General features: G+C 59.2%; 19 protein-coding genes. 14 read left to right on the plus strand and 5 right to left on the minus strand.

Annotation, left to right across the window (positions count from 1 at the left end; all coding sequences use genetic code 11):
- Together GSM73_RS15375 and aroC are read right to left on the minus strand one after the other, a co-directional pair.
- Positions 1-1,098, minus strand: a 1,098-nt coding sequence (locus GSM73_RS15375) for an MFS transporter (protein ID WP_160893162.1), incomplete at its 3' end; no start/stop codon positions are given.
- A 34-nt stretch (positions 1,099-1,132) separates the two neighbouring features.
- On the minus strand, positions 1,133-2,224 hold the full coding sequence (gene aroC / locus GSM73_RS15380) for a chorismate synthase (RefSeq protein ID WP_160893124.1): 1,092 nt from the start codon (positions 2,222-2,224) through the stop codon (positions 1,133-1,135).
- A gap of 143 nt (positions 2,225-2,367) precedes the next feature.
- Between aroC and GSM73_RS15385 the strand changes: the two genes are divergently transcribed.
- The gene (locus tag GSM73_RS15385) at positions 2,368-3,333 is read left to right on the plus strand and encodes an alpha/beta hydrolase (RefSeq protein WP_047229659.1); all 966 of its coding nucleotides are present in this window, start codon (positions 2,368-2,370) and stop codon (positions 3,331-3,333) included.
- 99 nt (positions 3,334-3,432) lie between these two features.
- Positions 3,433-4,221 carry a hypothetical protein gene (locus tag GSM73_RS15390; protein ID WP_047229624.1) on the plus strand — a complete coding sequence of 263 codons (789 nt, stop codon included), beginning with the start codon at positions 3,433-3,435 and terminating at the stop codon, positions 4,219-4,221.
- 161 nt (positions 4,222-4,382) lie between these two features.
- Here the strand turns inward: GSM73_RS15390 and prmB are convergent, their stop codons facing one another.
- Positions 4,383-5,291: a 50S ribosomal protein L3 N(5)-glutamine methyltransferase gene (gene prmB / locus GSM73_RS15395; RefSeq protein WP_047229625.1), complete on the minus strand. Its 909-nt coding sequence runs from the start codon at positions 5,289-5,291 to the stop codon at positions 4,383-4,385.
- Between the two features lie 266 nt (positions 5,292-5,557).
- Here prmB and GSM73_RS15400 point away from each other — a divergent pair, with 266 nt between their 5' ends.
- From GSM73_RS15400 to GSM73_RS15420, 5 genes are all read left to right on the plus strand, one after another.
- Positions 5,558-6,148: a cysteine hydrolase family protein gene (locus tag GSM73_RS15400; RefSeq protein WP_047229626.1), complete on the plus strand. Its 591-nt coding sequence runs from the start codon at positions 5,558-5,560 to the stop codon at positions 6,146-6,148.
- A 131-nt stretch (positions 6,149-6,279) separates the two neighbouring features.
- Positions 6,280-6,600 carry a hypothetical protein gene (locus tag GSM73_RS15405; RefSeq protein ID WP_047229627.1) on the plus strand — a complete coding sequence of 107 codons (321 nt, stop codon included), beginning with the start codon at positions 6,280-6,282 and terminating at the stop codon, positions 6,598-6,600.
- 74 nt (positions 6,601-6,674) lie between these two features.
- Entirely contained in the window at positions 6,675-7,232 is a 558-nt protein-coding gene (locus GSM73_RS15410; RefSeq protein WP_025214971.1) for a Smr/MutS family protein, read from the plus strand.
- A gap of 77 nt (positions 7,233-7,309) precedes the next feature.
- Positions 7,310-7,855 (plus strand): GTP cyclohydrolase I FolE, encoded by a 546-nt coding sequence (gene folE / locus GSM73_RS15415; RefSeq protein ID WP_003204506.1) that lies wholly within the window; start codon positions 7,310-7,312, stop codon positions 7,853-7,855.
- Positions 7,856-7,959: 104 nt separating this feature from the next.
- Positions 7,960-8,331, plus strand: a complete 372-nt coding sequence (locus tag GSM73_RS15420; protein WP_047229660.1) for a glutathione S-transferase N-terminal domain-containing protein — start codon at positions 7,960-7,962, stop codon at positions 8,329-8,331.
- 143 nt (positions 8,332-8,474) lie between these two features.
- Here GSM73_RS15420 and GSM73_RS15425 read toward each other — a convergent pair whose 3' ends face one another.
- Positions 8,475-9,641 carry a PLP-dependent aminotransferase family protein gene (locus tag GSM73_RS15425; protein ID WP_160893126.1) on the minus strand — a complete coding sequence of 389 codons (1,167 nt, stop codon included), beginning with the start codon at positions 9,639-9,641 and terminating at the stop codon, positions 8,475-8,477.
- An 82-nt stretch (positions 9,642-9,723) separates the two neighbouring features.
- Here GSM73_RS15425 and GSM73_RS15430 point away from each other — a divergent pair, with 82 nt between their 5' ends.
- The 5 genes from GSM73_RS15430 to GSM73_RS15450 all read left to right on the plus strand — a co-directional run bounded on the left by GSM73_RS15430 (position 9,724) and on the right by GSM73_RS15450 (position 18,076).
- The gene (locus GSM73_RS15430; protein ID WP_160893128.1) at positions 9,724-10,164 is read left to right on the plus strand and encodes a MarR family winged helix-turn-helix transcriptional regulator; all 441 of its coding nucleotides are present in this window, start codon (positions 9,724-9,726) and stop codon (positions 10,162-10,164) included.
- A 343-nt stretch (positions 10,165-10,507) separates the two neighbouring features.
- Positions 10,508-11,857, plus strand: coding sequence for an NCS2 family permease (locus tag GSM73_RS15435; RefSeq protein ID WP_076383799.1), 1,350 nt, complete (start codon positions 10,508-10,510; stop codon positions 11,855-11,857).
- Between the two features lie 61 nt (positions 11,858-11,918).
- Positions 11,919-12,548: a LysE family translocator gene (locus GSM73_RS15440; RefSeq protein WP_047229631.1), complete on the plus strand. Its 630-nt coding sequence runs from the start codon at positions 11,919-11,921 to the stop codon at positions 12,546-12,548.
- Between the two features lie 138 nt (positions 12,549-12,686).
- Positions 12,687-16,403, plus strand: coding sequence for a calcium-binding protein (locus GSM73_RS15445; protein WP_178129674.1), 3,717 nt, complete (start codon positions 12,687-12,689; stop codon positions 16,401-16,403).
- A gap of 266 nt (positions 16,404-16,669) precedes the next feature.
- The gene (locus GSM73_RS15450; protein WP_160893130.1) at positions 16,670-18,076 is read left to right on the plus strand and encodes a hypothetical protein; all 1,407 of its coding nucleotides are present in this window, start codon (positions 16,670-16,672) and stop codon (positions 18,074-18,076) included.
- Positions 18,077-18,173: 97 nt separating this feature from the next.
- Here the strand turns inward: GSM73_RS15450 and uraH are convergent, their stop codons facing one another.
- On the minus strand, positions 18,174-18,527 hold the full coding sequence (uraH, locus tag GSM73_RS15455; protein ID WP_139049414.1) for a hydroxyisourate hydrolase: 354 nt from the start codon (positions 18,525-18,527) through the stop codon (positions 18,174-18,176).
- A 412-nt stretch (positions 18,528-18,939) separates the two neighbouring features.
- Here uraH and puuE point away from each other — a divergent pair, with 412 nt between their 5' ends.
- Positions 18,940-19,881, plus strand: a complete 942-nt coding sequence (gene puuE / locus GSM73_RS15460; RefSeq protein ID WP_076383794.1) for an allantoinase PuuE — start codon at positions 18,940-18,942, stop codon at positions 19,879-19,881.
- A complete protein-coding gene (uraD, locus tag GSM73_RS15465) occupies positions 19,878-20,393 on the plus strand; it encodes a 2-oxo-4-hydroxy-4-carboxy-5-ureidoimidazoline decarboxylase (protein WP_047229635.1) in 516 nt (171 codons plus the stop codon). The genes puuE and uraD overlap by 4 nt, the downstream gene beginning before the upstream one ends.
- Positions 20,394-20,431: the final 38 nt, after the last annotated feature.

Consider the following 20,431-nt stretch of genomic DNA (forward strand, 5'->3'; position numbering starts at 1 on the left):
GAAGGCTGCGAGGCTGGCGATGCTGAAAGTCCAACTGGCACCCAGGGCGTTCCAGCTGTAGCCGGAATACAACGCGCCCAACGCTCCGCCCATGCCGGCCAGGGCGGCGTACAACGCCTGGCCCTGGCCTTGCTGGCGTGGGCCGAAGCTACGTTGCACGAAATGGATGGCAGCGGCGTGAAAACTGCCGAAGGTCGCCGCGTGCAGCACCTGGGCAAACAACAGGACCCAGAGAAATTCGGCCAGTGAGCCCAGCAGCAGCCAACGCAACGCCGCCAGCAGGAAACTCACCAGCAGCACCCGACGCACGGAAAACCGCGCCAGGATCCGGCTCATCAGCAGGAAGATCAAGACTTCCGCGACCACGCCAATGGCCCAGAGCATACCGATCAACCCGCGGCTGTAACCCAGGCCTTCCAGGTGCAGCGTCAGAAAGGTGTAATACGGCCCGTGGCTGACCTGCATCAGCCCCACGCACCCATAGAACGCCAGCACCCCAGGGTTGCGCAATTGCCGCAGAAAACCTTCCCCCGCAACTCGCGGCCCCTGTCTCGGCTGGGCATTGGGGACCCAGAAGCTGGCGAGCACGATGCCGCCCATGATCAGCACCAGCGCCACCGGGTAAATGTCCAGGCTCAGCCATTCGAACAGCCGGCCAAGCGCAACCACGGTAATGATGAAGCCGATGGAGCCCCACAGGCGGATCTGGCTGTAGCGCGAAGTTTGCCCGCTCAAGTGGGCCAGGGTAATGACTTCGAACTGCGGCAACACCGCGTGCCAGAAGAACGCGTGAAGCGCCATGACCAGCGCCAGCCAGGCGTAGCTCTGATCGATGAAGATCAGTGAGAACGTCAGCAGCGTGCAAATGGCGCCAAAACGCACGATCGCCAGGCGCTGACCGGTGTAATCCCCCAGCCAGCCCCAGATATTCGGTGCCACACAGCGCATCAGCATGGGGATCGCCACCAGCTCGCCGATGCGCGCCGCGTTGAACCCCAGGTGATCGAAATACAACGCCAAAAACGGCGCCGTCGAACCGAGCAGCGCGAAATAGAACAGATAGAAACTGGAGAGCCGCCAGTACGGCAGAGCCGCCATGGTCGTCAGGCCACGGCGGTCGGCAGGTCAGCCATCAAAGCTGGCCCAGCACCGGGGTGCTGACTCGCACATCGGCGTTCTGGCCGCGATGACGCAGCAGGTGGTCCATCAGCACAATCGCCATCATCGCCTCGGCGATTGGCGTGGCGCGGATGCCGACGCACGGATCATGACGGCCCTTGGTGATGACGTCCACCGGGTTGCCATGGATGTCGATGGAGCGCCCCGGCGTGGTGATGCTGGAGGTTGGCTTCAATGCCAGGTGCGCCACGATCGGCTGGCCCGAGGAAATGCCACCGAGGATGCCGCCAGCATTGTTGCTGAGGAAACCTTGCGGGGTCAGCTCGTCGCGGTGCTCGGTGCCGCGCTGGGCGACACAAGCGAAACCGGCGCCGATTTCCACACCCTTCACCGCGTTGATGCTCATCAGCGCGTGGGCCAGTTCGGCGTCGAGACGGTCGAAGATCGGCTCGCCCAGGCCCGGCATCACACCTTCGGCCACCACGGTGATCTTCGCACCGACCGAATCCTGGTCGCGACGCAATTGGTCCATGTAGGCCTCAAGGGCCGGCACCTTGTCCGGGTCGGGGCAGAAGAAGGCATTCTGTTCCACCGAATCCCAGGTCTTGAACGGGATTTCGATGGGACCCAACTGGCTCATATAGCCACGAATCACGATGCCCTGGCTGGCCAGGTACTTCTTGGCAATCGCGCCGGCCGCCACGCGCATGGCGGTTTCCCGGGCCGAACTGCGGCCGCCGCCACGGTAGTCGCGCTCGCCGTATTTATGGTGGTAGGTGTAGTCGGCGTGGGCCGGGCGGAACAGATCCTTGATGGCCGAGTAGTCCTTGGACTTCTGGTCGGTGTTGCGGATCAGCAGGCCAATGGCGCAGCCGGTGGTGCGTCCTTCGAACACGCCGGAGAGGATCTCGACTTCATCGGCTTCCTGGCGCTGGGTGGTGTGGCGGCTGGTGCCCGGCTTGCGCCGGTCCAGGTCACGCTGCAGATCGTCCAGGGAAATCTCCAGGCCCGGCGGACAGCCGTCGACAATGGCGACCAACGCCGGGCCATGGCTTTCGCCCGCGGTGGTAACGGTGAACAGCTTGCCGTAGGTATTGCCGGACATGCAGGGTGCTCCGTGAAAAACGCTGAGAGACTCAACCTTGGATTCGTAGTGGGCGCCAGTATACGCAGGCTCCCCGACGAGTTCATCCTCGAACCTTATCGATGCCTGTCAGTCCAACCGGCACCTTCGTAACTAATGGCGTGATGATGTTAAAACTGCTTGCCTTGAGCCTTGCCCTGTTGACCGGCCTGCTTTCCAGCCTGGCCCAGGCCACCGTCCTGCAACGACCGATCAGCCTCGACACCGGCAACGGCGAGCTTTTCGGCTCGCTGCTGTTACCCAAATCCGACGCACCAGTGCCGGTTGTCCTGATCATTTCCGGGTCGGGTCCTACCGACCGTGACGGAAACAACCCCGACGGCGGGCGCAACGATAGCCTCAAGCGCCTGGCCTGGGTGCTGGCCAAGCACAACATTGCCAGCGTGCGCTATGACAAACGCGGGGTGGCCGCCAGCCTTGCGGCGACCCCGGACGAACGCAACCTGAGCGTCGAAGCCTACGTGGCCGACGCCGTGGCCTGGAGCCGCAAACTGGCTGCCGATCCGCGAATGGGTCCATTGATCCTGTTGGGTCATAGCGAAGGCGCACTGATCGCCAGTCTCGCAGCGCCCCAGGCCAATGCAGCTGCGGTCATCTCGCTGTCCGGCAGTGCCCGGCCGATCGACCAGGTGCTGCGTCAACAACTGAGCAGCCGCCTCCCTCCCCCCCTGATGGTGCGCGCCAATGAGCTGCTGGACAGCCTCAAGGCCGGTCGGCTCGACCCGAACGTGCCGCCGCAACTGCAGGTCATCTTTCGCCCTAGCGTGCAGCCCTACCTGATCTCGCTGTTCCGCCAGACGCCGGCCCAGGCTTTCGCGGCGCTGAAGATGCCAGCGTTGATTATCCAGGGCAGCCATGACATTCAAGTCAGCGTCGATGACGCCAGGCAGTTGCAAGCCGCCAAACCCGACGCCGAGCTGGCGCTGATCAAGGGCATGAACCATGTCATGCGCATCGTCCCCAACGACATGGAGCGGCAATTGGCCTCCTACAAAAATCCAAACCTGCCCCTAGCGGCCGAACTGGGTACGCACATTCTGGGTTTTATTAGCTCATTACCCGCTCGATAAGCGGTTTTTCCCCTCCAGTCCTGGCAAAAACGGCCGATAGACCGGTGTCGGACAGCGCCATGGCTGCCGACGGGCCGGCCTGGACAGGATTTTGCCGTTATGACTGACACTCAAACTTCACCCGACACCCCCGCCGAAACGCCCGCCGCTCCAGTGGCGGAGCTGCCTTGGGCGGATGTGCAGGCCGAGCACCATAAAATGCTCCGGCTGGCACCGCTCAAGACCGACCGTGCCACGGGTGCGCGGCCGCTGCGGTTTGTCGAATTCAGCTATGCCGAGCGCCACAGCAAGGAGCGCAGTTTGCTGCGCATGAGCATCCAGTTGCCGGGCCAGCGGGTGCGCAAGGAACAGAATCACCTGGACGTCTGGGCCGACCACGTCGATAAACGCCTGTATTTTTCCCCGGACAGCTTGCAGGTCGAGCCGCTGAACCGTGGCATTGGCCGCTTCCTCGCCGCACAGGGCATTACCTGGGCCAAGAAGCGCTGGTCGAGCTACCGGGTCGATGGCAGCGACCTGAATAACAAGGACGCGCTGAACGAAGACACCCGCCTGCGCCGCGACCACTTCCTGAAAGCCCATGGTTTCGAAGTGGTCTACGCCGACGCCCAGCACCTCAAAGGCAGCGTCAAGCCAGCCCAGGTTGGCAATCTGCTGGGGGACTGGAACACCGAAAAACTGCAGTTCGTGGAAATTCTCGAAGCCGCGCAGATGCTCCAGCAAGCCGAGCAGAACCTGGCGGAGCAGGAAGTCAAACTCAAGCAGCAGGAAGAAAAGGTCGCCAAGTTCAAACGCGAAGACAACGGCCTGCGTTTCACCATCACCTGCCTGGTGGCATTTGCCATGTTCCAGGCCGGGTTGTTGATCTGGATTGCGACGCGTAGCTAAGACTGAACACCGCCTAACCCCTGTGGGAGCGAGCCTGCTCGCGATGGCGCCGTGTCAGCAGTCTTCAAACTGACTGACACCCCCTCATCGCGAGCAGGCTCGCTCCCACAGGTTTGCATCCTCGGTGACAGACCCGGGCGCGCCCGTCAGATCAATTGTCGTCAAACCCGCGAAGCAAACAACGCCTGATGCTGACGGCACTGTTCGGCACTGAGCATGAACACACCATGCCCGCCGCGTTCGAAGTCCAGCCAGGCAAAATCGACTTCCGGATACAACGCCTCGACGTGGACCTGGCTGTTGCCCACCTCGACAATCAACAAACCCTTCTCGGTCAGATGGTCGGCGGCCTCGGCCAGCATCCGGCGTACCAGGTTCAAGCCATCATCGCCACAGGCCAGGCCCAGCTCCGGCTCGTGCTGATACTCCTGGGGCATGTCGGCGAAATCTTCGGCATCGACATAGGGCGGGTTCGACACGATCAGGTCGAAACGCTGGCCCGGCAAGCCCTCGAAACCATCCCCCTGGACAGTGAACACGCGCTCGTCGACGCCGTGACGCTCGATGTTCTGGTTGGCCACTTCCAACGCTTCGAACGACAGGTCAGCCAGCACCACCTCCGCCTCGGGGAATTCGAAAGCGCACGCGATGCCGATGCAGCCGGAACCGGTGCAGAGGTCGAGAATCCGTGCCGGTTCCTGACCCAGCCAGGGCGCAAAACGGTTTTCGATCAGTTCACCAATGGGCGAGCGTGGAATGAGCACGCGCTCGTCGACGATGAAAGACATTCCGCAGAACCAGGCTTCACCCAGCAGGTAGGCCGCCGGGATGCGTTCGGCGATGCGTCGGCGCAGCAGGCGTTGCACATGGACCAGTTCTTCATCTTCGAGACGGCAGTCCAGGTAGCTATCGGCAATCTCCCACGGCAGATGCAACGCGCCCAACACCAGTTGCCGGGCTTCATCCCACGCATTGTCGGTGCCATGGCCGAAAAACAGATCCTCTCCATGGAAACGACTGACGGCCCAACGTATATGGTCGCGCAGGGTACGGAGACGGGAAGTGATCACGGCGGCAAACTCCAGAAAAAACGACTGGCGAGTCTACCAGCCAAACACTCCCCTCACCAAAGCACGCCTCAAACACACCTCAAACACGCACGAAAAAGGACGGGGCAGATGTAGGATTTATCCGTTTTTCGCGCTGACTATTGAACAAGATAGACATCTTGACAAGGCTGTAGGCCAGCAACGACGGCCCTTGCGATGGAAGCGATTCACAGAACCGCTCAGCCAGAGGAGAATGTCGCAAAAGCCCCACTCGAAGGAGCCCCAGAATGTCCGTTCCAAAAACGATGTTTCAACTCAGCGGTCGCGGTTACGCGGCGGCCAATCTGAGTCAAGCGACGCTGATCATCATCGATGCCCAGAAAGAATACCTCGCCGGCCCCCTGGCGTTGAGTGGCATGGATGCGGCGGTCGCGAACATCAAGCAATTGCTCGGCGCGGCCCGTGCTGCCGGCCGGCCGATCGTGCATGTGCGTCACCTGGGCACCCATGGCGGGCTATTCGACCCACAGGGCGAACGCGGGGAGTTCATTAGCGGCCTGGAACCCCAGGGCGACGAAACCGTGGTGGAAAAACTGCTGCCCAGCGCGTTTCACGGCACCGAACTGAAAAAGCGCCTGGAGGACCTCGGCCCCCTGGACCTGATCGTTTGTGGTTTCATGAGCCATTCCAGCGTCAGCACCACCGTGCGTGCCGCCAAGAACCTGGGCTTTCGTTGCACTCTGGTCGAAGACGCCTGCGCCACTCGCGATCTGCCGCACAAGGGCGGAGTCCTGAGCGCCGAACACGTGCACCAGACCGAAATGGCGATCATGGCGGACAACTTCGCCACCCTGGCCCTGACCCGCGATTTCATCTGACACCCCTTCGATAAGCGGCCCGTTGCGCCGCTTATCCGCAAAAGCCTCTCATTTGCCGCAATTGCCGTAGTGTCAGGAACAACCCGAACATCTTCCGGTCGAAGGGCCGATACCCATTGAGGAAGGTCGGAATGAAGTTATCCGATGGTTTTGACGCACGTCGCTTGCGGCCCAAAGGCCCGAGCAACTGGCGCTTGCGTTTCGGTGCCGCGCTCGCGGCGCTCCTGGCAACGCTCGGTGTACTGCTGTCGATGGCCGGCGCCGCCAGCCTGCTGGGTCGCCCGCCCGCCCTGGGCGAGTTGAACGCAACCCCGCTCGGCTCCACGATCATTCTGGTGATCGGCTTGCTGGTACTGCTGTTGGGCGTGTGGCTGTGGCGCCTTTGCCGCCGTCGGGCCCGCCAATCCCTGGAGCTGGCCATGGCTCCTCACTTGATGAAAAAGCACGACTGACCCGCCGCCCGACGTTTTGTCGCGCCGGATCCCGCAGGAGTTGGGTAAACTGGCCGGCCTTCGCGGAGGCTGACATGCAAGACGACGACTTTTCCCTGTTCAAAAGTGCGATCCAGGGTGTTAAACCGATCAAGCACGACCGTGCCGAAACCGGCAAACCCAAGGCGGATCGCGCACAAATCGCCAAGCTGCGCCAGGCCGCCACGGTGCGCACCGACGCCACCACCGTGGATGGCTTGTCCGACCAGTTCGTGATCGACGTAGGTCCTGAAGACGAGCTGATGTGGGCTCGCGACGGCGTTCAGGAAAGCCAGATGCGCAAGCTGAAGGTTGGCCAGATTCCCTTCGAAGGCAGCCTCGACCTGCACGGCATGACCGTGGAAAAGGCCCGGGAAACCCTCTGGGCCTTCTTGGCCGAAGCCACCAAATTCGAAATCCGCTGCGTGCGCGTCACCCACGGCAAGGCCGTGCGGCTGGACGGCAAGCGGCCGATGATCAAGAGCCACGTCAACACCTGGCTGCGCCAGCACCCGCAAGTGCTGGGCTTCACCTCCTGCCAGGCGAAACACGGTGGCGCCGGGGCGGTGTACGTGATGCTCAAGCGCACCATGATGGAAGGCCGCGACGAGTAGCACCCGATTGCCGAGCTTGCAGCGCCGTGTCCGCCACCGTACCCTTGCCCTTTGCGTAAAATCCCACAGGTAGTTTCATGTCTCTGGAACAGAATTACACCGCGATTCTCGGCCAACTGGGCGAGGACGTTTCCCGCGAGGGCCTGCTCGACACGCCCAAGCGCGCTGCCAAGGCCATGCAGTACCTCTGCCGCGGTTACGAACAGACCCTCGAAGAAGTCACCAACGGTGCCTTGTTCAGCTCCGACAACAGCGAAATGGTGCTGGTCAAGGACATCGAGTTGTACTCGCTGTGCGAGCACCATTTGCTGCCCTTCATCGGCAAGGCCCATGTGGCCTACATTCCGAGTGGCAAGGTGCTGGGGCTTTCGAAAGTCGCACGCATCGTCGACATGTACGCACGTCGCCTGCAGATCCAGGAAAACCTCAGCCGCCAGATCGCCGACGCGGTCCAGCAGGTGACCGGTGCCCTGGGCGTGGCGGTGGTGATCGAAGCCAAGCACATGTGCATGATGATGCGCGGTGTGGAAAAGCAGAACTCCTCGATGATCACCTCGGTGATGCTTGGCGAGTTCCGCGAAAACGCCGCGACCCGCAGCGAGTTCCTCAGCCTGATCAAGTAACCCCCCGCATGAAAAAAACCGGCATTGATCGCCGGTTTTTTTTCGCCCGTGAAAAATCAGGTAAGCTGCGCGCCCTCTTCTTCCCTGTCGTGAGGCTTAATACCGTGATCGTCAAAGCGCTGCGAGTTGGCCTGGGCCAGCTGATTATTTTCATCGACTTCATCACCCGCCCCGGCAAGAAGCAACGTCCGGCCGAAGCCCAGGCGCAAGTCAATCAGGCCGCCCGCAGCCTGACGCTCTATCAGTTCCACGCCTGCCCGTTCTGCGTGAAGACCCGCCGCACCCTGCACCGCCTCAACGTGCCGGTGGCCTTGCGGGATGCAAAAAACAACGAGCAGGATCGCCAGACGCTGCTGGAGCAAGGCGGCAAGATCAAAGTACCGTGCCTGCGCATCGAAGAGAACGGCGAGACCACCTGGATGTATGAGTCCAAGGTGATCATTGATTATCTGGATAAGCGGTTTGCGGCAGTCTGATAGTTTTATGGTGTATTTGCGGGCCCCATCGCGAGCAGGCTCGCTCCCACAATGGAACTGTGGATAACTGGGTTTTGTGATCGACTCTGAACCCTGTGGGAGCGAGCCTGCTCGCGATGGGGCCAGTCCAGTCACCACATAAGTCAGGCTGCTTTTACCGCCAAAGCCTCCCGCACCACCCCCGCCAACCGCTTAAGCCCCTCATCCAGCCGCGCCGGGTCGATGTGGCTGAAGTTCAACCGCAGGTGCCCCGGATGCTTGTCCGGCTCGGGAAAGAACGGCTCTCCCGGCATGAACGCGACGTCGGCAGCCAGGGCGGCGTCGAGCAAGGTGCGGGTGTCCTGCGGTTGCTTGAGGGTCAGCCAGAAAAACAGCCCGCCCTGAGGCACGTTCCAATGCGCGATATCGGAAAAATGTGTTTGCAGCGCCGCCTGGAACCGGTCCCGACGATCCCGGTAAAAATCCCTCAACTCGCTCAAATGGCTTTGGTACTGCTCGGTGCCGATCCATTGCAATGCCTGCCACTGACCGATGCGATTGGTGTGCAGGTCCGCCGACTGCTTGAGCCGCAGCAGGTGTGGGAACAGATCCGGGCTGGCGATCAGGTAACCCACACGTAGCCCGGGCAATAGGGTTTTCGACACAGTGCCGGTGTAGATCCAGCTGGCTTTCTTCAAGCGACTGACAATCGGCGTGGCGCTGCCGCCGTCGAAGGTCAGCTCGCGGTAGGGCTCGTCTTCCACCAGGGTCACGCCGAACTCATCCAGCAGCGCCGCCACGGCATCGCGCTTGGCTTCGCTGTAGCGCACCGCCGAAGGGTTCTGGAAGGTGGGAATCAGGTAGATGAACGCGGGTCGATGCTGTTCCAGCCGGGCTCGCAACTGTTTCAGATCAGGCCCATCGGCCTCCAGGGGCACCGTGATGCAGTCGGCGCCAAACAGCTGGAAAATCTGCAACGCGGCCAGGTAGGTCGGCGCTTCCAGCATGACTTGAGTGCCGACATCGATGTGCAGCTTGGCCGCCAGGTCGAGGGTTTGCTGGGAGCCGCTGACCACCAGCACCTGACTGGCTTCACACGCCAGGCCCAATGACCGCGCCTGTGCCGCCAGGGCTTCGCGCAAGGCCGGTTCACCTTCGCTCATGCCGTATTGGCCCATGGACACCGGCATGGCCGCCCATTCGACTTTCGGCAGCATGGCTTCGGCCGGCAGGCCACCGGCGAACGACATCACTTCAGGACGCTGCGCGGCGGCGAGGATTTCTCGAATCAAAGAACTTTTGAGGCGCGAGACACGTTCGGAAAAAGCCATGGGGGTCACCTGTAGCGGGTCACTGGAAAAATGAGTCAAACTAGTTGACCGAAATTACTCCGACCTCTCTGGATACGTCAACATGCTTGACCTTAAAAACCCGGCCTCCCAGCAAATGGCCATGGAAGCGTTCTTCTTCGGTTACCAGGCGTTTACCGCCAAGGCCGATGAAATGCTTGAGCGTCGCGGGCTGAGCCGGGTGCATCAGCGCATCGTTTTTTTTATCGCCCGTTACCCATCCCTGAGCGTGAAGGAATTGCTGACGCTGCTCGGCGTGAGCAAACAGGCGTTGAACATGCCGTTGCGGCAGCTGATGGAAATGCATTTGGTGAACAGCGTCGCGTCCGAGACCGACAAGCGTAAGCGGCTGCTGGAACTGACGGCCGAGGGCGAGCGCTTCGAACAGGCGTTGCGTCGCGAGCAGGTGAAATTGCTCGAGCGGGTGTTTGCCGAGGCTGGGGAGGAGGCGGTGGATGGGTGGTTGGCGGTGAACCTGGGATTGGGCAAGGGTTCGGCGAGCTGAGGGATTTGTAGCGTCAGAACCGGCACCATCGCGAGCAGGCTCGCTCCCACAATGGATCCCCCATGCGCACAAATTTTGTGAACGACGCAGCTCCCCTGTGGGAGCGAGCCTGCTCGCGATGGCGTCTTCACAGTCGATATATCCCTACCTCCCAGACTTTTCGTCGACAACATAGAAAACATTATTTGCTTTATTTGTATACAAAAGCATAATTCGCTTCGTGCGAGTTCTTGACCATAAGGTCAAAAAACCTCGCCGGCCTTACCTGCCTCAAAGCAACGCCGCCACCCTCAGGGGGCGGGCGTGCTGGAAATAACAATAAAACTCTTGAGGAGTACTCGCTGTGGAAAGCCGCAAACCCGAAGCCCGGACGCTGGACCTCTCGCCGCCACTACGCACTGGCTGGCTGGAGCGCATCTTCAAACTCAGCTTGCATGGCACCACGGTGAAGACCGAGCTGATTGCCGGTCTGACGACCTTCATCACCATGGCCTACATCATTTTCGTCAACCCCAACATCATGGCCGACGCCGGCATCGATCACGGCGCCGCATTCGTCGCGACCTGCATCGCCGCCGCCCTGGGTTGCCTGTTGATGGGCCTGTACGCCAACTGGCCGGTGGGCCTGGCACCGGGCATGGGCCTGAACGCGTTTTTCACCTACACCGTGGTCGGCACCATGGGCTACAACTGGGAAACCGCATTGGGCGCGGTGTTTGTTTCCGGGGTGCTGTTCATGTTCCTGACCCTGTCGCGGGTGCGTGAGTGGCTGCTCAACAGCATTCCGGTGAGCCTGCGTTATGCCATGGGTGCGGGAGTCGGGTTGTTCCTCGGACTGATCGGCCTGAAGACCGCCGGCATCGTCGTGGACAGCCCCGCTACCCTGATCAAGCTCGGCTCCCTGCACGAGCCCGGCCCGTTACTGGCTGCGGTGTGTTTCCTGATGATCGCCGTGCTCAGCTATCACCGCGTGTTCGGCGCGATCCTGATCAGCATCATCGCCGTGACCCTGGCCGGTTGGGGCCTGGGACTGGTGCAATACAACGGGGTCATGTCGACGCCTCCGAGCCTGGCGCCCACCTGGATGGCGATGGATGTGGTCGGCGTATTCAACGTCAGCATGATCAGCGTAGTGCTGGCCTTCCTGTTCGTGCACATGTTCGACACCGCCGGCACCCTGATGGGCGTTGCCCAGCGTGCCGGGTTGGTCAAACCTGATGGCAAGATCGAGAACCTGTCCAAGGCGTTGAAAGCCGACAGCGCCTCCAGCGTGTTCGGCGCCATGGTCGGCGTGCCGCCGGTAACCAGCTACGTGGAAAGCGCCGCCGGTGTCGCGGCGGGTGGCCGTACAGGGCTTACCGCCGTGACGGTTGGTGTGCTATTTATTGCCGCGATGTTCTTCGCACCCCTGGCCGGGATGATCCCCGCCTACGCTACCGCGGGGGCCTTGATCTATGTCGCCATGCTGATGATGGGGGGCATGGCCCACATCGAATGGGACGAAGCGACCGACAGCATCCCGGCCATCGTCACGGCCATCATGATGCCCCTGACCTTTTCGGTCGCCGACGGTATTGCGCTGGGCTTCATCACCTATGTGGTGCTTAAGGCCGGCACGGGTAAACACAAGGAAATTTCTGTCAGTCTGTGGGTGCTCTGCGCGATCTTCATCGCCAAGTTCATCTTCTTGTAGGCGGGATTATTCATCAGCCTCACCCCGTCGGGTGAGGCGTTCTTGCATCAGGAGCAAAGCAATGAATCTGGAAACCTGGCTGTTGTTCAGCGGCGCCGCTCTGGTGGTGATCCTCATCCCCGGCCCACTGTCGTTGCTGATGATCGGCAACAGCCTGAACTATGGCCTGCGCCGTTCGTATCCGGCGTTTCTGGGTGGCGTGATCGCCTCGATTTGCCTGCTGAGCGCATCGGCGCTGGGCCTCGGCGCACTGTTGTTGGCGTCAGAGCAACTGTTCAGCGCCCTGAAGATGGTCGGCGCGTTGTATCTGTTTTACCTGGCCTGGCAGAGCTGGCAGCAATCGCGCCAGCCGTCCCAGGGTGCCGAAGTGCCCCAGGCCGCAGCCATCCCGCGCTTTCGCGCCCTGTTCGGCCGGGCATTCGTGCTGGGTGCCAGCAATCCCAAGGACATTCTGTTCTTCGCCGCTTTCCTGCCGCAGTTCTTGAGCGCCGAACAACCGTTCCTGCCGCAACTGCTGATCATGATCGCCACCTGGACCGTTCTTGACCTGCTCTGCAAGCTGGCTTACGGCCTCGGCGCCCACGGCGCGGCGCGGTATCTGCGAACGGGTAAAGGCCAGAGTTGGTTCAACCGCATCAGCGCAGGCCTCTTTGGCGGTGCGGGCGCGGCCTCTTTGATGTCGACTCACTGAGTCCCTGACTTTGCGAAACAGCCTCATCTTTTACTCGAGGCTTTCGCAAAACGTAGAAACAACCCATCGATATACACCCCGCCAGGAAGCATCTTACATATAGGGCCACTCAATCATCGTTGAACAAGGACGTTCACAATGGCCCAGATTTTCCAGCCCGGCCCGGTGCCCGACGACTATGCCGTAGTCATTACCGACTTAGGCGTGCCTACAAATAAGCACACCATCGAAACACTCGAGTTCAAGACTGCCGATGGGACGCAGCTGAGTTCGGAGCACAAACATAGACAAGCCCAACTCGAAATCGTCGATAAACTTTACGGCCCGCTGCACATCGGTTCCGTGACTGTCACCCGTTCAGCCCTGGATGCGTTAGGCGCAACCACCGATGGACAGCCGCTGAACGGCGACAATACTTTTTTCCGCAGCCCCAATCGTTTTTTCGTGAACTCGTTACAGTTCAACGCAAGCAATATTGAAACACGGCTCAAACTAACCGCCGACGCAAACGACTATCGGCTGCCCACGTTGCTGTTTGAAATGGCGAGCCAGCGCTCACCCGCCGCGCCCCCATTATTGAGGCAAACGCCTGAAACACAAGCCGAACCCGCCAGCCATCGGAGAACACTGGAAAAACTCCTGAAATCGGCCCAAAGGCTCGATATACAAGGGCTTAGCCATGGAGCATTCAGTTGGGCAAATACAACCAAGAGCAATATCCTCATCCCTACAGGGCTTGGACTTCAGGCCTTCGGAATCTATAGCGGTCTGCGCGGCCTGCAAGACGCCATCCGTAACAAGGACTCCTACCAGACCATTTTCAATGGGACCAGCGTGGCCGCCGAAGTCGCTTCAATCGGTGTCGAAGCTGCGGTGACCAGACAAGCCTCTCAGATGATCAGGGCCGGCCAACGCTCCCTCGAGGGCTTTGCCAAAACGACCTTTGCCACGCGCCTCGCCCGTGGAAGTGGGCTGATTGCCAGCGTCCTGACACTTCCTTTCGATATCATCGCCGCGGTCGATTCTTTCAAGGCGGCTGCCCACGCCACTGGCAAAGAAGCCACCGACCACTATGTCAGCGCAGCCTTGAGCGTCACCAGCGCCGCGATGACCTTAACCATTGGCATAGCGGCGCTGGCGGGGTTTGGTTCAGCCGGTCCTGCGGGCCTTGCCGCCGGACTTATCCTGGTGGTTGGCTCACAAATCTGGGGCGCGGTTCGTCAAGTCGATGACATCGACGACTACATAGAACTCACCGTACACGAGCGTCTGCGCACTGGTTGGTTGGCCTTCTGGGCAATGGGCCCTGATAAAGATATCCAGGATCGCTACACCATCGCCAAGGCTACCGCCGAACATACAAAGCTGCTGCAGGCCAATGCCTCGCACTTGCTCAAAGGCCCACTGAAAGACAGCACTGAGGCAATCGTAAACGGTACATTCACCGTGGAGCTTGAACCGGTGCCCTACAACACTTGGAACTGGTGGACCGGTGCCAGGTACCGGGCGACGACAGTCCGTCCGAAGATCAAAGACAACGACGACCGGATCGATGCGCGTAAAGGCGTTACGGCTCAGACGCCCGGCGCAGTCATTGAAACGTCGGCCGAACATAAAGCTATCCATTGGTACATCGGCGGCGGCAACGACATCGTTGAAGGCGTCGAAAACAAGCCAAACGTCTTTCACTACGGGGCGGGCGTTAAAAAACTGACCGGGGGCACAAAAGACGACGTGTTTATCTTTGAAGGCTCCACGGAAACCCTCAGTGAAACGTCAGCAAATAACCTGGTGGGTGGCTTGGGCAACGACACCGTGGTGTTGTCGGGCCGTAGCAGCAGTCATCAGGAGCCGCGTCTGGGTTACCAGGTCGACCTGGACGCCGGGCAAGTGTCCATCATCACTCAAAAAAGTCATGACACGCAGAGCAAGCCTCATCGCCATGCGGACCTTGAAAGCATTGAAAACGTAGAAATTCCCGAGGGTGGTGCCAACATCATCAAGGGGACAGCCGGCCCAAACATCATCAGGTCCCGCGGCAACGATTCAATCGACGCCGGCGCGGGAGATGACCGAATTTTCATTCTCAATGGAAATAACCGCAACGCAGACGGCGGACCGGGTGAGGATATCTATGCCATCGCTCATAAATCCGGCCACGTTTCCATCACCGAAAATGGTGTGGACAATAGCGTCATCGCACTGGACTGGAGAGCTGACCTGATTGAAAGCTGGCGAATTGAAGACGGTCATCTGGTCATTACTTCATGCTTTGATGCAAGCGACCGGGAGTTTCGCAAAGTCACCATCAGGGAAGTCTATGAAGACTCTGCTTTTCCAAGAGCCTTACAAAACAACAGGCTGACGTTCATCACCCAGGATGGCTACCATTTGGTACCCGACCTGCCCGATACGATCGAATCCAGCAGCCCGCTCGACATTGAAACAGTTGTGGTGCAGCCAGGCACACCCCGCAACCCGGCTATCCTGCCTGATCGAAGCGAGCAGCCGATCAGCCATGACAAAGACACCAGCTACTATGTTTCACATCTCAATGAACTGACCACACTCAAGGTCAAACAAAAAAGCGAATTTTCCACCACCCTTCATCTTAACTACGCCAACGCCGAGCTGACCCGTATCGAGGCCTACTACAAGGCTCATGTCACTCAGAAAGATGAAGGGGACAGCATCAAATATGGCGAATGTGGCCTGACCTTGCACTTTGGTGTTCGCCAAGTCGTATTGAAAAATCTGGCAAGTTCCGATGAGCGCTATAGCGCGCAAAACGCGAAGACCGGTCGGCGTGCATTTTCCGTCCTCGGTTCGCATCATACTTTTATCCTCACCCTGAACGATGGCTCGTCGTACCGCCTGGTCCAACCCTCGCCCGACTATGGCCTGTTGCTGGACGAAACATTCATAGGTAAAGATCCGGTGGCATGGAAAACAGACGTTCCATCGCCATTGACGCCTACCAAAAAGAAATACGCCTATCTACGACCCTTGGACAAAAAACCTTATTACATGCGCAGTTGGGCAACCTGCGCCCTGCTGACATCGCCCACGGAACAGACGGGTATCGAAGTCCTGATTGGCGAAGGCGCCACCTACCTTGTTCACCTGAGCCCGAACATGACGCTACGCCTGTCCACGCCAGGTGCATTGGCCGGCGCCAATCCTCGGTTACCCCGTGCCTCCCTATGGGAGTTGGATGCCACGCGCCTGGGCCAAGTCGAGATAAAACTGTCCTCCAACCTGCTGCAAATAGGTGGAACGACCATCCATCTTCCCGTCTATGAAGCTGAAGACCTTGTCGACCCGATACGAGTCATCACTGCACAAGGCGTTGTTCATGCTGTCGACAGCCTGTTTGAGCGGGTTTATGTAGAAGCGCTTGATGGCCGGTATTTTGCCCCGCTCACCGACCCCAACATCCCATTGCCCAGCGAACTGTCGAGCCTGACATCCGAAGAACTGAAGGTTCTTCACGTTGCTGTCAAAGATGGGTCTCCCGGCACACTGAGCTACAACCTCAGAACCCGTAAATGGATCCTTGACACCGATAAGTCCCGAGTCATTGAGGCGGCGAACCTGAGAAAAACAGACCTGTGTGACCACGCCCTCAAGATCTATCAGGATCTGGCCCGCGAGGGGCTCAATCAGACGCCGCCCCTGGGTGATGACACACTTCGTCTGTTGCGGGAAAAATGCGTGGAGCTGATAGAAGGCTTCACTTTGGACAACTCAGTGATGTTTGCGCGGGCGTTAGCGCTGAGCGCGGTCTTCGGCATAAGGCTCTCGCAATTGAGCTGGTTCCTCTCATTGGCTGAGGCGTCTCCCGAACCTACCTGACCTTGAAGAACGTCTTCGACGGTTTCTTTCACACGCCATACATATGTAGTGCACCTGTCTGCTGGTTTTCCACGAACATCCTGGAACCCAGGGCCTGTCAGCCTCCGGCTCTACGACAGGCCATTAGCTTGATACCTACTTGAATCATCAATATTCAAACTCAAGAGCAGACATTTTCAATGAGTCCAAGACGAAACACCCGACCCACGCTTACAAAGTCGTCCCCTGATACGCCTCACTCCAGTCGCGATACGTCACTGGACACAATGCTCGGCAATCCCCTGAGAGGCGCAGAAACCGATCAGGCGTCCGGCTCGCCAACCGGACGCCAAACTGAAGCGACTGAATCGCAGCGCCCAACCGTTCAGGTATCCGAAATCGCATCCGCGACAGCCATCAGTGATGGCTCCCTGTCGGTATCGCTGGACAATTATTACCTTTCACCCGAGCTGGTGCCCCTGTTATCGGAGCCGGACGCAACCTCTGGGATCCGCACGTTCAAGACACGCACCTACGTTGAGCTTGCAGAGGGAGGGACGGTGCTGCTTGGACGCGATTCCGAACAGAACTACAGAGCCCGATCAGGCACTGAACTTGTTGCCTCCGGACCACGCCTGGAACAAGTGGAGGGCAGCCTTCTATGGCGTCCAACTGCGCACCGCGACGTGACGCACCACAGTGATTCCAATCTCCCGCCTACACGGGCATTCAGGAAAAACTGGGGGGTTGACCCAAGATTCACGCTGTCCGAATTGATCACCATAAACAATGTTCACTATAAGGTGGTGACACGTACCGACGCGCGAGAATCCCCTATCACCTACATTCAGTCACCCGCTCATCCCATCTATGATTTTGACTTGCTGGAAGCCACCCTCAGGCATGTGCCTGACGAGCAACCCCGAGGCGCAATACAAGTTCCGCCGGACAACCATTGGGAAATTGACGCCAGGTTACCCTTTGAAAAACCACTGACCGCTTACGTCAGGGATTTTTTTCCAGAAGTCACGACCATCACCCTGGAAAATATCGCAAGAAGGCAATTTGAACTCAGCAATGACTCGCCGTTCGCCGACTCTGCGGGTTTGACCGCACTCCGGCAGATTTACAGCAGTTGGGAAAACGCGACCCACTCGCCACATCCGCAATGGTCCGATCCACTCTTGATGCTTCCGATTCTTCCAACCTCTTCGGCGTCCCGAGGCGCTGCCCGCTCGATAGCCTTGCCTAACCCCTCCTCAACAGGAATATTGAATCGGTTGGATTTTGATCCCTTGCGGTTCCAGCGACAGTGGCTTCTTTATCTGACGTCGTACTCGCCAGTGGAATTCAAACGCTTTATGGCCGCCCTTCTGACGCGTAATGGCTATACAGTCATTGAGCCCAACTCTTTCAACAGTTTTCCCGCTTTGGTATTTCGCCGCACAGGGCATGACTATGTATTTTTCATGAGCCTGCACCGCACCAGAATTCCGAAGATTTCCCTACCCATGTATATGGATCCCAAGACAGCCGAGCTGCGCCTGGAAACCCAGGTTGGCGGAGTCGCTGCGAAAGCCGTCAACGATGCCCACAGTGCCAATAAAATCATCTGGCTCAAGGGCGGTACTGAAATCCGTCCCGGCGTTGCAGACACGATTTTTATCATCCGGGATGACAATTCCAGGCTGTAAATACACGGCTCAAAAAAAAGCCCGCAGTGTGAGCGGGCGAAAAACCAAAGAAGCTACATGCGCAGTCGCTTCCAGGACAAGGCAACTGCTTGGGGGATCAGCTGCCTCGATACGTTGAGTAGGCGTAGGGCGAAATCAGCAGGGGCACGTGGTAATGCTCCTGCTCGGCCGAAATGCCGAAGCGCAGCACCACCACATCCAGGAACGCCGGCTCGGACAGCTGGACGCCACGGGCACGGTAGTAATCGCCGGCATGGAATTGAATCTGATAGACGCCGCTACGGTAGTCATCCCCTTGCAACAACGGTGCATCGCAACGGCCGTCGCTGTTGGTCAGCGCGCTGGCGACCAATTGCAGTTGCGTACCTTCGACGCGGTACAGCTCGACTTTGATCGAGCTGCCCGGGCAGCCGTGCGCGGCATCCAAAACGTGAGTAGTCAAACGTCCCATTGATTGTGCGCGCCTCGCTGCAAGCAGTTCGGCCCGACGCCTCCTGAATCAGTTGAAAGACAGGCCGCACCGTTTCGGAGCACGAAACGCTGCGGCGATGAGCGAATTAAGACACTTTAAATGAAAATTGTACACAATAAAAAACAGAAATTTATCGCCTGCCATATTCGAGAAGGGTTCAGACCCGATCAGTAATAAAACCAACAGACACACAGGATTGTCATACCTTAGCTGACCAAATGGGCAGGTTTCTTGCAGTGTAGACACGCCAGAGGCAGCAGTGAAAAATGCAAAAAATCAGGCTTACAAAGTGCGCATAAAGTTGTATACAATCAACCCATCGCTGTGACGCCAGCCTGTGATTCATCGCCCAGGCGCCACCTACATGGTTCGAACAAGAAGGAAAACTGCAGTGAGCGCTGACTACCCACGCGACCTGATCGGTTACGGCAGTAACCCTCCCCACCCTCAGTGGCCGGGCAACGCCCGCATCGCCCTGTCCTTCGTGCTCAACTACGAGGAAGGCGGCGAGCGTAACGTGCTGCATGGCGACAAGGAGTCCGAAGCGTTTCTCTCGGAAATGGTTTCGGCGCAACCGCTGCAGGGCGAGCGCAACATGAGCATGGAATCGCTCTACGAATATGGCAGCCGCGCCGGTGTCTGGCGGATCCTCAAGCTGTTCAAGGAATTCGATATTCCGCTGACGATCTTCGCGGTAGCCATGGCTGCCCAGCGCCACCCGGACGTGATCCGTGCCATGGTCGCCGCCGGTCACGAGATCTGCAGCCATGGCTATCGCTGGATCGACTATCAATACATGGATGAAGCCCAGGAACGCGAGCACATGCTCGAAGCGATCCGCATCCTCACCGAAATCACCGGCGAACGTCCGTTGGGCTGGTACACCGGCCGCACAGGCCCCAACACCCGCCGGCTGGTCATGGAAGAAGGCGGTTTTCTCTATGACAGCGACACCTACGACGACGACCTGCCCTACTGGGAACCGAACACCCCCACCGGCAAGCCGCACCTGGTGATTCCGTACACCCTGGACACCAACGACATGCGCTTCACCCAGGTCCAGGGTTTCAACAAGGGCGACGATTTTTTCCAATACCTCAAGGATGCCTTCGACGTGCTGTATGCCGAAGGCAGCGAGGCGCCGAAGATGCTTTCCATCGGCCTGCACTGCCGCCTGATCGGCCGGCCTGCCCGTCTCGCGGCCCTCAAGCGGTTTCTTGAATACGCCAAGGGTCATGAGCAGGTCTGGTTCAGCCGTCGCGTCGACATCGCCCGCCACTGGCAGCAGACCCACCCACATCCGGGCGCTTTGAAATCAGGGGCTTCGAAATGACCGCATTCCAGACCCTCAAGCCTTCGACCTTGAGCCGCGAAGCGTTCGTCAAAGCCTTCGCCGACATCTACGAACATTCGCCGTGGGTGGCCGAAAAGGCTTTCGACCTGGGCCAGGACCCATCGATCGACCAGATCGAAACCCTGCACCAGCGCATGAGCGACATCCTGCTGTGCGCCGATCACGCCAGCCAACTGGCGCTGATCAACGCACACCCGGACCTGGCCGGTAAAGCCGCCGTCCAGGGCCAACTGACCGAGGCCAGCACCAACGAACAGGCTGGCGCCGGTATTCACCAATGCTCGAGCGATGAGTTCCAACGCTTCACCGAGCTGAACGAGGCCTACAAAGCCAAGTTCAAGTTTCCCTTCATCATGGCGGTAAAAGGCAGCAACCGGCATCAGATCCTCGCGGCGTTCGAAACGCGCATTCACCACTCGGCAGATACCGAGTTCAAATGCGCGCTGGCAGAGATCAACAAGATCGCGTTGTTCCGATTACTGACTCTTTAGCAAGCAGCCCTGAGGCCCAGGCCCCTGCAAGCATCCCC

Origin of the sequence: Pseudomonas sp. PICF6, assembly GCF_009831705.1 — a bacterium.
Taxonomy (GTDB): domain Bacteria; phylum Pseudomonadota; class Gammaproteobacteria; order Pseudomonadales; family Pseudomonadaceae; genus Aquipseudomonas; species Aquipseudomonas rhizophila.

Bases quoted from the DNA above. Each gene is read 5' to 3' on its own strand.
- GSM73_RS15425 (WP_160893126.1), bottom strand. From the start codon at position 9,641: ATGGCTTTTTCCGAACGTGTCTCGCGCCTCAAAAGTTCTTTGATTCGA.
- GSM73_RS15405 (WP_047229627.1), top strand. From the start codon at position 6,280: ATGAAGTTATCCGATGGTTTTGACGCACGTCGCTTGCGGCCCAAAGGC.
- GSM73_RS15430 (WP_160893128.1), top strand. From the start codon at position 9,724: ATGCTTGACCTTAAAAACCCGGCCTCCCAGCAAATGGCCATGGAAGCG.
- GSM73_RS15445 (WP_178129674.1), top strand. From the start codon at position 12,687: ATGGCCCAGATTTTCCAGCCCGGCCCGGTGCCCGACGACTATGCCGTA.
- uraD (WP_047229635.1), top strand. From the start codon at position 19,878: ATGACCGCATTCCAGACCCTCAAGCCTTCGACCTTGAGCCGCGAAGCG.
- uraH (WP_139049414.1), bottom strand. From the start codon at position 18,527: ATGGGACGTTTGACTACTCACGTTTTGGATGCCGCGCACGGCTGCCCG.
- folE (WP_003204506.1), top strand. From the start codon at position 7,310: ATGTCTCTGGAACAGAATTACACCGCGATTCTCGGCCAACTGGGCGAG.
- GSM73_RS15450 (WP_160893130.1), top strand. From the start codon at position 16,670: ATGCTCGGCAATCCCCTGAGAGGCGCAGAAACCGATCAGGCGTCCGGC.
- GSM73_RS15385 (WP_047229659.1), top strand. From the start codon at position 2,368: ATGATGTTAAAACTGCTTGCCTTGAGCCTTGCCCTGTTGACCGGCCTG.
- GSM73_RS15440 (WP_047229631.1), top strand. From the start codon at position 11,919: ATGAATCTGGAAACCTGGCTGTTGTTCAGCGGCGCCGCTCTGGTGGTG.
- GSM73_RS15410 (WP_025214971.1), top strand. From the start codon at position 6,675: ATGCAAGACGACGACTTTTCCCTGTTCAAAAGTGCGATCCAGGGTGTT.
- aroC (WP_160893124.1), bottom strand. From the start codon at position 2,224: ATGTCCGGCAATACCTACGGCAAGCTGTTCACCGTTACCACCGCGGGC.
- GSM73_RS15400 (WP_047229626.1), top strand. From the start codon at position 5,558: ATGTCCGTTCCAAAAACGATGTTTCAACTCAGCGGTCGCGGTTACGCG.
- GSM73_RS15390 (WP_047229624.1), top strand. From the start codon at position 3,433: ATGACTGACACTCAAACTTCACCCGACACCCCCGCCGAAACGCCCGCC.